At 70.8% G+C, this 12,346-nt stretch carries 9 protein-coding genes, 3 pseudogenes and 1 riboswitch; of the genes and pseudogenes, 5 read left to right on the top strand and 7 right to left on the bottom strand.

The genetic code is table 11. The annotated features are described in order from the left end of the window. Positions 1 to 9 precede the first annotated feature (9 nt). The 4 genes from KWI83_RS15175 to KWI83_RS15160 form a co-directional block, all read right to left on the bottom strand. Entirely contained in the window at positions 10 to 885 is an 876-nt protein-coding gene (locus tag KWI83_RS15175; protein ID WP_218514899.1) for an ABC transporter permease, read from the bottom strand. Next, a complete protein-coding gene (locus tag KWI83_RS15170) occupies positions 872 to 1,846 on the bottom strand; it encodes an ABC transporter ATP-binding protein (RefSeq protein WP_218514898.1) in 975 nt (324 codons plus the stop codon). Before KWI83_RS15170 ends, KWI83_RS15175 begins: the two co-directional genes overlap by 14 nt. 127 nt (positions 1,847 to 1,973) lie before the next feature. Continuing rightward, positions 1,974 to 3,191 (bottom strand): DUF2092 domain-containing protein, encoded by a 1,218-nt coding sequence (locus KWI83_RS15165; RefSeq protein ID WP_218514897.1) that lies wholly within the window; start codon positions 3,189 to 3,191, stop codon positions 1,974 to 1,976. A 358-nt stretch (positions 3,192 to 3,549) separates the two neighbouring features. Beyond that, positions 3,550 to 4,560 carry a polyprenyl synthetase family protein gene (locus tag KWI83_RS15160; RefSeq protein WP_218514896.1) on the bottom strand — a complete coding sequence of 337 codons (1,011 nt, stop codon included), beginning with the start codon at positions 4,558 to 4,560 and terminating at the stop codon, positions 3,550 to 3,552. Between the two features lie 207 nt (positions 4,561 to 4,767). On the opposite strand from KWI83_RS15160, the pseudogene KWI83_RS15155 reads away from it, so the two are divergent. The 3 genes and pseudogenes from KWI83_RS15155 to KWI83_RS15150 all read left to right on the top strand — a co-directional run. Beyond that, a pseudogene (locus tag KWI83_RS15155) lies at positions 4,768 to 5,298 on the top strand (MFS transporter); the annotation flags it as partial. A gap of 78 nt (positions 5,299 to 5,376) precedes the next feature. Further along, positions 5,377 to 5,547 (top strand): annotated as a pseudogene (locus KWI83_RS39760) (CocE/NonD family hydrolase); the annotation flags it as partial. A 367-nt stretch (positions 5,548 to 5,914) separates the two neighbouring features. Next, positions 5,915 to 6,091, top strand: a riboswitch (cyclic di-AMP (ydaO/yuaA leader). Between the two features lie 5 nt (positions 6,092 to 6,096). Further along, a complete protein-coding gene (locus tag KWI83_RS15150; RefSeq protein WP_218514895.1) occupies positions 6,097 to 6,585 on the top strand; it encodes a transglycosylase SLT domain-containing protein in 489 nt (162 codons plus the stop codon). On the opposite strand, the gene KWI83_RS15145 is transcribed toward KWI83_RS15150, so the two are convergent. After that, entirely contained in the window at positions 6,549 to 7,427 is an 879-nt protein-coding gene (locus KWI83_RS15145; protein ID WP_218514894.1) for an HAD family hydrolase, read from the bottom strand. The genes KWI83_RS15150 and KWI83_RS15145 overlap by 37 nt on opposite strands. A gap of 43 nt (positions 7,428 to 7,470) precedes the next feature. After that, positions 7,471 to 7,661, bottom strand: a pseudogene (locus tag KWI83_RS38550) (carboxymuconolactone decarboxylase family protein); the annotation flags it as partial. A 118-nt stretch (positions 7,662 to 7,779) separates the two neighbouring features. Between KWI83_RS38550 and fahA the strand changes: the two are divergent. Together fahA and KWI83_RS15135 are read left to right on the top strand one after the other, a co-directional pair. Continuing rightward, positions 7,780 to 8,991, top strand: coding sequence for a fumarylacetoacetase (gene fahA / locus KWI83_RS15140; protein ID WP_218514893.1), 1,212 nt, complete (start codon positions 7,780 to 7,782; stop codon positions 8,989 to 8,991). A 198-nt stretch (positions 8,992 to 9,189) separates the two neighbouring features. Next, positions 9,190 to 10,128: a M56 family metallopeptidase gene (locus tag KWI83_RS15135; protein ID WP_218514892.1), complete on the top strand. Its 939-nt coding sequence runs from the start codon at positions 9,190 to 9,192 to the stop codon at positions 10,126 to 10,128. 147 nt (positions 10,129 to 10,275) lie between these two features. On the opposite strand, the gene recQ is transcribed toward KWI83_RS15135, so the two are convergent. Beyond that, positions 10,276 to 12,255: a DNA helicase RecQ gene (recQ, locus tag KWI83_RS15130; RefSeq protein WP_218514891.1), complete on the bottom strand. Its 1,980-nt coding sequence runs from the start codon at positions 12,253 to 12,255 to the stop codon at positions 10,276 to 10,278. Between the last annotated feature and the right edge of the window lie 91 nt (positions 12,256 to 12,346).

Below are 12,346 nucleotides of genomic sequence, written 5' to 3'. Positions count from 1 at the left end.
TTCAGCGGGCTACGCGGTGATGTCCTTCGCCGTGAACCGCGCCCACGCCGCCGAGCCGAACACGATCGCGTAGAGGGCCTGGAGACCCAGGTTGCGTATCAGGTCGTCCCAGTAGACCGGCTCGCGCATCAGGTCGGCGAAGGACAGCCAGTAGTGGGAGAAGAAGTACGGCTGTATCGCGTGCAGTTGGGGTATCTGGTCGAGGATCTGCACGGTGATCAGCAGCCCGACGGTCGTCGCCATCGCCGCGATACCGCTGTTGGTCAGCGTCGAGACGAACAGGCCGAGCGCCGCCACCCCGATCAGTGAGGCGGCGACGACCAGGGCGATCAGCAGGGCTCTGACCAGTCCCTCGGCGAAGCCGATCCGTGTGCCGGAGATGGTCGTCAGATCTCCCAGCGGGAACAGCAGCGCCCCCACGGTCAGCGCCGAGACGGCGACGACCAGGGTGGCCGTCAGACAGAAGGCCATCGTCGTCGCGTACTTGGTGAGCAGCAGGCGCGTACGGCCGGCCGGGGCGACCAGGAGATAGCGCAGCGTCCCGGCGTTCGCCTCACCGGCTATCGCGTCGCCCGCGACGACGCCGACGGCCATCGGCAGGAAGAACGGCAGGGTCGCGGCAAGGGCGGTGAAGACGAGGAACAGACCGTTGTTGGTGATCTGCGTGATGAACGCCGGTCCTTCGCCACCACCACCCCCGCCGAGGGACGAGCCGTCGCTCGTCTCGATCTTCACGGCGATGCCCACCAGGACGGGTACGGCGGCCAGCACACCGAGCAGCGCGAGGGTGCGCCAGCGCCGGAAGGTGGTGGCGAGTTCGCTGCGCAGCAGACCGAAGGTCCACAATCGGCTGCGGCGGGAGCCGATGACCTCAGCCTGCGACATCGAAGCCCTCCCCCGTCAGTGCCACGAAGGCGTCCTCCAAAGACGCCCGTTCCACCCCGAAGCCGCGGACCCGCACGCCCGCCGCCACCAACGCGGCGTTCAGCTCGGCCAGTTCTCCCTCCGGCGGCTCCCCCGTCACCCGGTCCTCGGTGACGGCCACATCACCGACCCCACGCTCCTTCAGCACCCGGGCCGCGTCAGCGGTGTCCGGCGTGGTCACCACCAGCCGGCCCCGCACGCCCGCCGCCAGGTCCGCCACCGCGCCCTGGGTGATCAACCGGCCCTGCGCCATCACCGCCGCGTGTGTGCAGACCTGCTCGATCTCGTCGAGGAGGTGGGAGGAGAGGAACACGGTCGTGCCGTCGGAGGCCAGCTCATGGATCAGGGCGCGGATTTCGCGCATGCCCTGCGGGTCGAGACCGTTGGTCGGCTCGTCCAGGACGAGCAGACTGCGCGGCTGGAGCAGGGCGGCCGCGAGGCCCAGCCGCTGTTTCATGCCGAGCGAGTAGGCCTTCGCCTTCTTGCCCGCGGCCGCGGCCAGACCCACCCGGTCCAGCGCCGCCGCGACGCGGGCGCGCCGGGTGCGGGGGTCGGCGGACGGGTCGGCGGAGTCGTACCGCAGCAGGTTGTCGCGGCCGGAGAGGAAGCCGTACAGGGCCGGGCCCTCGATGAGGGCGCCCACGTGCGGGAGCACGGCACGCGTGGCCCGGGGCATGGGGCGCCCCAGCACGTGCGCCGTGCCCGAGGTGGGCTCGATCAGGCCCATCAGCATGCGGATGGTGGTGGTCTTGCCGGAGCCGTTCGGACCGAGGAAGCCGAAGACGCTGCCCGTCGGGACGGTCAGGTCGAGGGCGTCGACGGCGAGCTGTCCGCCGCGGTAGCGCTTGGTGAGCGCGCGGGTGCGGATGATGCCCTCACCCGCGGCGTCCCTCAGCGGTCCCGTGACGGACGGCTCGTCCATGCGTCCCCCGATGCGTCGTACTCGTACCGAACTCTCACGTCCCGGAGTCGGCGTCCGTCCCCGGCTCACTTCCCGCAGTCGGCGTCCGTCCCCGGCTCACTTCCCGCAGTCGGCGTCCGTCCCCGGCTCACTTACCGGAGTCGGCCGCCTTCACCAGCGCGTCCTTGGTGACGGCGCCGACGTAGACCTTGCCGTCGTCCGTGATCAGCGCGTTGACCAGGCGGGTCTTGAAGACCGTGCCCGAGCCGAACTTGCCGGTCACCTCGTCGCCCAGGGAGCCCAGGAAGCTGCCCATGCCGCCCATGTCACCCGTCGCGCCGCGCCCGGCGTCGGAGGGCACGCCCTCGGCGCCGGAGTCGAGGACGGCTATCGAGGTCCAGCCCTCGCCGATGACGTTCAGCCCGTCGAGACCCTTCGCGAAGTCCTCCTCCTCGGGCTTGTGCGAGTGCTCCGGCGCCTCCACGCTGCCCTCCTCGGTCACCTTCGCGCCCTGGGGCGGGGTGAAGTCGAAGGTCGAGGCGGCGGGCTTGGCGAAGCTGATCTGCGTGAAGCCCGCGTCCACCACGGCGGCGCCGCCGCTCGCCGGGGTCAGCGTGAACTTCAGCGGCAGTCCGGTCCTGGCGTCCACCGCCACGCTGATCGCGCCCACCGTGGAGCCGGACTGCTTCGGCTCGATGAGCAGCTTGTAGGCATCCCGGCCGGCGACCTGCGCGGTGCCGTCGACGGTCACGGACGTGGTGTCGTCGACCGCCTTCAGCGCCTCCTCGGTGAGTTCCTTCGGCGTGGCCGGGACCTCTTCCTCGCCCTGCTCGGCGCCCTCGGTCGCGGTGCCGTGGTAGACCTCGTTGGACGCGCTGTCGTAGCCCCAGACGTCCTTGCCGTTGTGGATCAGGCTGTACTCGGCGGCGTCCTCCAGCAGCGACAGCTTCTGCTTGTCGGGGCCGTCGGCGGCGACGCGCAGGGTGTGCGTGCCGGAGGCCAGCTCGGTGAGCTTGGCCGACGGGTCGGCGGAGGAGCCCTCGCCGCCGGACGGGGTCGCGCCGGACATCAGGTCGCTCTCCAGGCCGCCCAGGTCGGGCAGTCCCAGATCGGTGGTGATCTTCACCGTGCCGGACAGCTGCTGTACGTCCGAGGCGGCGATCTTCTCGATGAGTTGCTGCGCGCTGATCTCCGGCAGGTCGGGGCTGCCGGAGTCGGCGATCGCGGGGACGAGCCCGATGGTCCCCGCCGCCACCCCCAGGACCGCCGCCGGGACGACGTACCGCGCGGCCTTGCGCCGCCGTGCCGCGCGCAGTTCGTCCGCGTCCGCCACGGCCGTGGTGTCGTCGGATTCGTACGGTGCCATGTGTGCCTTACCTCCGTCGTCGGCGGCGGCTGTCTCGTCACGTCCCCGCATGGGTCCCACCCTGAGCCGCCATTCTCACCCGGATCGGTGAGGAGTGGGGTGTTGCGTGGTCTCCATCTGACCAAATCGGAGGGTGAGAAGCGTCAGACCGGGGAGCCAACTCCGCGTACTGCTGCGGTATGACATGACGGGACGGCATCTGCTCCGACCCGTAGGGGTCCCGACGGGGAGTCAAGAGAACCGGACGCGAACATTCCGGCAAACCGGACGGCGAACACTCCGGTGAAACCCGACGGTCGGGCCTCCGGCGAACCGGACGGCCACCCTGATGGCCGACCGACCCCGGTGACGGGACCGGCTATCCGGCCCGGTGCACCACGGCGTCGCACAGCTCGGTCAGCGCCGCCTTCGCGTCGCACTCGCGCAGCGGCACGAGCGCCGCCCGCGCCTCCTCGGCGAACCGCACGGTGTCCCGCCGGGCCTGCTCCAGCGCCGGATGCACCCGCAGCGCGGCCAGCGCCTCCGCGTGCCGCGCGTCATCGGTCAGGTCGGAGTCCAGCAACTCGCACAGCGCGACGTCCTCCGCCAGCCCCAGCCGGGCCACTCGCTCCCGCAACCGCAGTACGGGCATCGTCGGGATGCCCTCCCGCAGGTCGGTCCCCGGCGTCTTGCCGGACTCGTGGGAGTCGGAGGCGATGTCCAGCACGTCGTCCGCGAGCTGGAAGGCGACGCCCAGCCGCTCCCCGTACTGGGTCAGCACGTCCACCACGGACTCGTCGGCCCCGGACATCATCGCGCCGAACCGGCACGACACCGCCACCAGCGATCCCGTCTTGCCGGCGAGCACATCGAGGTAGTGCTCGACCGGGTCCCGCCCGTCCGAGGGACCCGCGGTCTCCAGGATCTGGCCGGTCACCAGCCGTTCGAACGCCTCGGCCTGCACCCGTACCGCCTCGGGCCCGAGGTCGGCCAGGATGTGCGAGGCCCGGGCGAACAGGAAGTCACCCGTAAGGACGGCGACGGAGTTGCCCCAGCGGGTGTTCGCGCTCGGCACCCCGCGCCGTACCGCCGCCTCGTCCATCACGTCGTCGTGGTACAGCGTCGCCAGGTGGGTCAGCTCCACCACCACGGCGGAGGGCACGACTCCGGGCGCGTACGGGTCACCGAACTGGGCCGTGAGCATCACGAGCAGCGGCCGGAACCGCTTCCCACCGGCCCGCACCAGATGCTGCGCTGCCTCCGTGATGAACGGGACCTCGCTCTTGGTGGCTTCGAGCAACCCTTCCTCGACAGCCGCCAATCCGGCCTGGACATCGGCTTCCAGAGCCTGGTCCCGCACGCTCAGCCCGAACGGCCCGACGACGGTCACGAGGGGTCTCCTGTCTGCTGGTGTCTACTGGCGGTTACGCGGAATGTCGATACGTCGCTGCCTTCACTCAAGTCAGCGTATCCGGTCACGTTTCGATCACCGAGGCCGCCCACCGTTACACCTCGGGCGGTATCGGATCACTGCGGGTATGTTTTTGATCAGTTGATATGAGCAGGTATTCCTTGACTTAGCCGGAAGAGAGGATTTTTGCTCCGCACCGCCGTCGATGGCGAGCCCGAGAGCCTGCCGCCGTCCGGTGACGACCGCACCTCGTTCGGCTTCCGGTCCAGGGGCCTGCTCACCCTCTCCGGCCCGGAGGCCTGGGAGCGCTTCTCGTTCCTCGGCATGCAGGCCATCCTCGTCCTGCAGTCCGCCGACACGCTCGCGAACGGCGGCCCGGGCATGTCGTCCGGAACCGCCGCCTCCGTCTCCGCCGCCTACGGCACCCTCGCCTACCTGGCCCTCGTCGCCGGTGGCCTGCTCGCCGACCGCACCCTCGGCCCGTACCGCGCCGTGCTGCGGGGCGGCGTCCTGATCGCCTGCGGCCACTACGCCATGGCCATGCCCACCGCGACCATGACCTGGGGGGGTCTCGGCCTGATCAGCGCGGGCACCGGTCTGCTGAAGCCGAATGCGGCCACCATGGCCGGCAAGCTCTACCGCACCGATGGGGGCACCTCCCTGCTTGAGCGAAGCCGAGAGCTTGAGGGAGACCGCCGCGACGCAGGCTCCGCGCTCCCGACAGCGATGGCCGCCACGCCCTGGCTGCGCCGCACGATGCCCCGGCCCACTGAAGCCATCCCTGGGGTCACGCTCATGCACATCCGTACGCCCTTCCCCTACGAGACGACTCACGAGGACCTCCGTATCCCGCTGCCCGACGGAACACGGTTGTACGCGCGCGTGCGGCGCCCGATCACCGATGAGCCCGTACCGGCGCTCCTGGAGTACCTCCCGTACCACCTGCGCGACTGGACCGCACCCCGCGCCAGAATGAGGCGATTTGCACCGCCGATGGAGAGGCGGCCTTTCACCGAACCCGGAAGAAGCGGATTCCACGGACCGCTAATTAAGCAGGACTTGGGCACATTGCCCGAATTGCCGTTCTTCTGCATGCGCGTGAGTTGGCTCACGCGCACACCTTCACGAGCCCCTCACAGGGATGCCGCGATCCGCCTTTGCGTATCGCCGAGTTGGCCCTTGCCGACCGCAAAGGATCAAGCACAGCAAACACACCATTCGAAGATCAAATCGCGCAATATGTGAATCCGCTACTTGTTTCGGACATGTGCTCTCGCATACGTTCCCGGCCAGTCGGGCGGAACGCCGAATCCTGCCGCCGCCCGCGCCATCCATGACGGACTCACTCACCGCACGGCAGGAGCGGGGGACCCAGGTAAGTCGCCGGGCCGGACGTCGTACACCACGACACACCGGAACGGCTTGGGGTGAAGTCGCACTCGCAAGGGCGCGGCCGGGCACCTCCCCGCCCGAACCCGACAGCTCACCTCGCAGGCGTCGGAGAGGACATCCCCCATGCCTGCAAACGGTCAGTATCGCCGCTCCCGCTCTGCCCGCATCGCCCGCAAACTCGCCGTCGCCGGTACCGGCGCGGCCGTGCTGGCCCTCCCGCTGATCGGGGCCACCAGCGCCTCCGCCGCCACGCCCACGGCCGTCACCGTCGCGAGCACCGCCACGACGTACCCGAACAACCTCGACGGCTGGATCCGCGAGTCGCTCGACATCATGGCGCAGCACGGGATTCCGGGCTCGTACAACGGCATCTACCGCAACATCATGCGGGAGTCGTCCGGCAACCCGTACGCCATCAACAACTGGGACTCCAACGCCGCCAAGGGCACCCCTTCGAAGGGCCTGCTCCAGGTCATCGACCCGACCTTCGCGGCCTACCACGTGCCCGGCACGCCGTTCGACCCGTACGACCCGGTCGCCAACATCACCGCCGCCTGCAACTACGCGGCCGACCGCTACGGCTCCATCGACAACGTCTTCGGCGCGTACTGAGCCCGGGCGAGGAGCCGTTCGAGGACGACGGCGATACCGTCGTCCTCGTTCGACAGGGTGATCTCGTCGGCCACCGCCTTGAGTTCGGGGTGGGCGTTGGCCATGGCGACGCCGTACGCCGCCCAGTCGAACATGGGGATGTCGTTGGGCATGTCCCCGAAGGCGATGGTCTGCTGCGGACTCAGGCCCAGATGCCGGGCCGCCAGCGCCAGCCCGGTCGCCTTGGTGATGCCGCACGGCTGCAGCTCGACCGTCCCCGGCCCCGACATGGTGACGGTCGCGAGCGAGCCGACCACCGTGCGGGCCACCGCCGCCAACTCGTCGTCGGACAGGGTCGGATGGCGCAGCAGCACCTTGCTGATCGGCGCGCACCACAGGTCGTCGCGATGGCCGATCCGCACCGCGGGCAGCGTGGGATGCGGCATCAGATAGCCCGGCTCGATGAGCGTGAGCCCGTCGACGCCGTCCTGGTCGACGGCCGCGTACACCTGGCCGACCTCGGCCTCGATCTTGCCGAGCGCGGTCTCGGCGAGTTCCCGGTCCAACGTGACGGACCACAGCAGTCGGTCCGCGCCGACGTCGTACAACTGCGCGCCCTGCCCGCACACCGCGAGCCCCCCGCCGCCCAGCAACTCCAGCAGCGGTCGCACCCTCGGCGCCGGCCGTCCGGTCACCACCAGATGCCGGGCACCGGCCGCAGCGACCCGCGCGAGCGCGGCGAGCGAACGGTCGGAGACCGTGTCGTCGCCGCGCAGCAGCGTCCCGTCCAGGTCAGTGGCGATGAGGGCGTAGTCGGTACGCGCGTACTCGGTGCGCGCGGCATATGCGGTGGGTGCGGCCATGATCAGAGAATACGGACACCACACCCACACCGTTCATCCCCAACTACCATCCAACTGTCTGCTTTTTGACCGGCGCCGACAGTTCCTTCTCGTCGAAGTGCTCGGCGACCTCGTCCGCAACGCGTCCGGAACCGACTCCTCGGACCGGTCGGCGAGCCGCGTCACCCTCTCCGCGAGCGTCAGCGCGGCGCGCTCGGCGTCGCTGTAGTAGGGCGCGTGCCGCCAGGCGACGACCACGGGCCGGGACATCAAGAGCCATCTGCGCACTTCAGCACTGCCCAAGACAGGGGCCACAGCCGTAACGTGATCCACGACCGCATGGACCGCGCGTACGAAAGTGAGGCAGCACCCCATGCCCCCCTTCGATGTCCCCGAGGGCAGCCCCTTCGGTCCGCACAATCTTCCGTACGGCGTGTTCTCACCCGCCGGGTCCACCGACCGGACGGTGGGTGTCCGCCTCGGCGACCACGTCCTCGACGCCGGCGCGGCCGCCCTGGCGCTCGGCTCCCCCTACGCCGAACTGCTCGCCCGTCCGACCCTGAACCCGCTGCTCGCCGCGGGCCGCACCGCCTGGTCGGACGTCCGGCGCGCGCTGACCGCCTGGGTCACCGTGCCCTCCCACCGCGAGACCCTCGCGCCCCTGATGCACCCGCTCTCCTCGGTGACCCTGCACCTCCCCTTCGAGGTCGCGGACTACGTCGACTTCTACGCGTCCGAGAACCACGCCCGGAACGTCGGCCAGATCTTCCGCCCCGACGCCGCCGACTCCCTCACCCCCAACTGGAAGCATCTGCCGATCGGTTACCACGGCCGCTCCGGCACCGTCGTCGTCTCCGGCACGGACGTCGTCCGCCCCTGCGGCCAGCGCAAGGCCCCGACCGACCCCGCGCCCCTCTTCGGCCCGTCCGTGCGCCTGGACATCGAGGCCGAGGTCGGCTTCGTGGTCGGCGTCCCCTCGGCGATGGGCACGCCCGTTCCGCTGTCCGGCTTCCGCGACCACGTCTTCGGCCTGTGCCTCCTCAACGACTGGTCCGCCCGCGACATCCAGGCCTGGGAGTACGTCCCCCTCGGCCCGTTCCTCGGCAAGTCCTTCGCCACCTCGGTGTCGGCGTGGATCACCCCACTGGACGCACTGGACGAGGCGCGGGTCGCCCTGCCCGAGCGGACGCACCCGCTGCTGCCGTACTTGGACGACACCGACGAGGAACCCGGCGGCTACGACCTCCGGATCTCCGTCGCCCTCAACGGCCATGTCATCTCGGAGCCGCCCTTCTCCACCATGTACTGGACGCCCGCCCAGCAACTCGCCCACATGACCGTCAACGGCGCCTCCCTGCGCACCGGCGACCTCTACGGCTCCGGCACGGTCAGCGGCCCCGGCGAGCGCGAACGCGGCTCTCTCCTGGAGCTGACCTGGAACGGCCGCGATCCCCTCGAACTCCCCGACGGCAAGCGGACGTTCCTGGAGGACGGCGACGTGGTGACGATGACGGCCTGGGCTCCGGGGCAGGGCGGGGCCCGGGTCGGGCTGGGCGAGGTGAGTGGGCGGGTCGTCGCGGGGTGAGGTTTCCGCGACAGCGACGGTCCGGGCGCTGACTCCGGGCGCCCGTCACCGTCATACTGGCGGCGGCGGTGTGCGCCACGCGTGTCGCGGGACATGTGACGCGTAGGCGCGCGACCGCCGCCCGCACCGCCACCGCACCGCACCGCACCGCACCGACCCGAAGCCGCCCACTCCCGATCAGGATCCGGAGCCCGTGGCATGACCGTCTGCCTGCTCCTGCTCAGCGCCGTCGCCCTGACGGCCGCCGTACCGGTCCCTCGCGCGCTGGTCCGGGCGGCGTGGCCCGAACGGGAGCCCGTGGTCGGGCTGTGGGTGTGGCAGTGCCTGGTCGCCACCGTCCTGCTGTGCTGTCTGGCCGCGCTCACCCTCGGCACGGCGGCCGTCTTCCAGACCGTGCGCGACCAGGTCTTCGCCCCCGCACCGCCCCACGTCACCGCCGCGTACAACCTGTCCGCCGCGCCGCCCTGGGCCGCGGCGCTCACCCTGCTGCTGGCCTGCGGTGCCGCCTGGACCACCGCGATGCTCGCCCGCGAGCTGTTCGAGGCCCGGCGCCGCCGTGGCCAGGCCCGCGCCCACCTACGCGAACGCGCCCCCGACCTGCCCGCCGGCCTAGGGGCGGCACGCGGCCCGCTGCTCGTCCTGGAGGACGAGTACCCCGACGCCTGGTGGATGCCGGGCAGCCCGCCCCAGCTGATCGTCACCACCGGCGCGCTGCACCGCCTCACCGATCACCAGCTCGACGCCGTCCTCACCCACGAACGCGGCCACGCCCGCGCCCGCCACGACTGGCTGCTGCACCTGTCCACCGCGCTGGCCACCGGCTTCCCGCGTGTTCCGCTCTTCGCCCACTTCTGCGACCAGACCCACCGCCTGGTCGAACTCGCCGCCGACGACACGGCCTCCCGCCGCTGCGGCCACCTGACCACGGCACTGGCCCTGATCGAACTCAACCAGCACCGGGGCGTCCTCTCCTGCGCCTCCAGCCACCGCCTCCTGGGCGAACGCGTGGACCGCCTGCTGGAGCCCCCCGCTCGGCTGCACCGCAGACACCGGGCTTTGACGACGACGGCGGCGGCTCTGGTGCCCATGCTCCCCCTGCTGATCACGTTCGCCCCCGGCCTGACGGCACTGTCGTAGCGGCGGGCGGATGCGGGCGCGGCGGCGGGCAGCGTACGCCGCGCGGGCTCCGTGACACGGGCGGGACGGTCGCCCTGTGACACGGGTGGGACGAGCCCTGCGAACCAGGAGGGCAGCCTCTGTCCGCGCGCCTCCCGCACCCGTCGCCTATATCCAGTCGTCCGGCTCCGGCTCCGCATCCGGCTCGGGCCAGTCGTCCGCGCCCGGATCCGCAGCGGGTGCCGGCGTCGCCGAGCCGGGCGGTCCGCCCAGGGAGGCCAGCACCGCCAGCACGCCCTCCCCGTACGTCGCCCGCTTCTTCTCTCCGACTCCGCTGATGCCGCCCAGCTGGGCCACCGACGTCGGCCACACCATGGCGATCTCCCGCAGCGTGGCGTCATGGAAGATGACGTAGGCCGGGACGCCCTGCTCGCGGGCCTGCTCGGCGCGCCAGGCGCGCAGCGCCTCGAAGGCGGGCAGCAGCTCCTCGGGCAGCTCGGCGGCGGCAGCCTTCGGTTTGCGCTCACCTCGGCCGGCGGAGGACGAGCCCGACCGCGAGCCCACCGGCTTCTTCGGTTCCTTGCGCAGCGGCACCTCCCGCTCCCGCCGCAGCACCGCACCGCTGGCCTCGGTCAGCACGAGCGTCCCGTACTCCCCCTCGACCGCGAGCAGTCCCTGCGCCAGCAACTGCCGGATGACGCCCCGCCATTCGCCCTCGGCTAGCTCCTGACCGATGCCGAACACGGACAGCTGGTCGTGATCGAACTGGATCACCTTGCCGGTGCGCTTGCCCAGCAGAATGTCGACGATCTGCACCGCGCCGAACTTCTGCCCCCGCTCCCGCTGCAACCGCACGACTGTCGACAGCACCTTCTGCGCCGCGATGGTGCCGTCCCAGGTCTCGGGCGGCGTGAGACAGGTGTCGCAGTTGCCGCATCCGGCCGGATCCGGGTCCTGGCCGAAGTAGGCGAGCAGCTGACCCCGGCGGCACTGGGCGGTCTCGCACAGCGCCAGCATGGCGTCGAGGTGCGCGGCGGCCCGCCGCCGGAACGCCTCGTCGCCCTCGCCGGACTGGATCAGCTTGCGCTGCTGTATGACGTCGTTGAGGCCGTACGCCATCCAGGCCGTGGACGGCAGCCCGTCCCGCCCGGCACGGCCGGTCTCCTGGTAGTACCCCTCCACCGACTTCGGCAGATCCAGGTGGGCGACGAACCGCACGTCCGGCTTGTCGATGCCCATCCCGAAGGCGATGGTCGCCACGACGACCAGCCCGTCCTCCCGCAGGAACCGGGACTGGTGCGCCGCGCGCGTCCCCGCGTCCAGGCCCGCGTGGTACGGCACCGCCTCGATCCCGTTCCGGGTCAGGAACTCGGCCGTCGACTCCACCGACTTGCGCGACAGGCAGTACACGATCCCCGCGTCACCCGCGTGCTCCTCGCGCAGAAAGCTGAGCAGCTGCTTCTTGGGGTCGGCCTTCGGCACGATCCGGTACTGGATGTTGGGCCGGTCGAAGCTCGCCACGAAGTGCCGGGCCGTCGGCATGTTCAGCCGCTGGGTGATCTCCTGGTGCGTGGCCCGCGTGGCCGTCGCCGTGAGCGCGATCCGCGGCACGTCGGGCCAGCGCTCACCGAGCAGCGACAGCGTCAGATAGTCGGGGCGGAAGTCATGCCCCCACTGGGACACACAGTGCGCCTCGTCGATCGCGAAGACGGAGATCTTCCCGCGCGACAGCAGATCCAGCGTGGCGTCCAGCCGCAGCCGCTCCGGTGCCAGATACAGCAGGTCCAGCTCACCGGCGAGAAACTCGGCCTCCATCACCCGCCGCTCGTCGAAGTCCTGCGTGGAGTTGATGAACCCGGCCCGCACACCCAGCGCCCGCAGCGCGTCCACCTGGTCCTGCATCAACGCGATGAGCGGCGAGACGACGATGCCCGTCCCCGGTCTGACCAGGGCCGGAATCTGATAGCAGAGCGACTTGCCGCCGCCGGTCGGCATGAGGACGACGGCGTCGCCACCGGCCACCACATGCTCGATGACCGCTTCCTGCTCCCCACGAAAGGCCTCGTACCCGAACACCTTGTGGAGCGCAGCCAACGCCTCACTCTCGGCTACCGCCGTCATGCCGCCTACCCCGCCTGTCCCACCCATCGCCGTGCCCCCGTACGTCGTATCTCGACCACTGCGTCCACGATAGGCGCCCGCACTGACACCCTCGGACTTATCCACAGGCTTTCCCCGG

The sequence above is a fragment of the Streptomyces sp. TRM70350 genome, assembly GCF_019219825.1.
In the GTDB taxonomy this organism is placed as follows: Bacteria; Actinomycetota; Actinomycetes; order Streptomycetales; family Streptomycetaceae; genus Streptomyces.
This window is presented reverse-complemented; position numbering and strand designations above follow the sequence as displayed.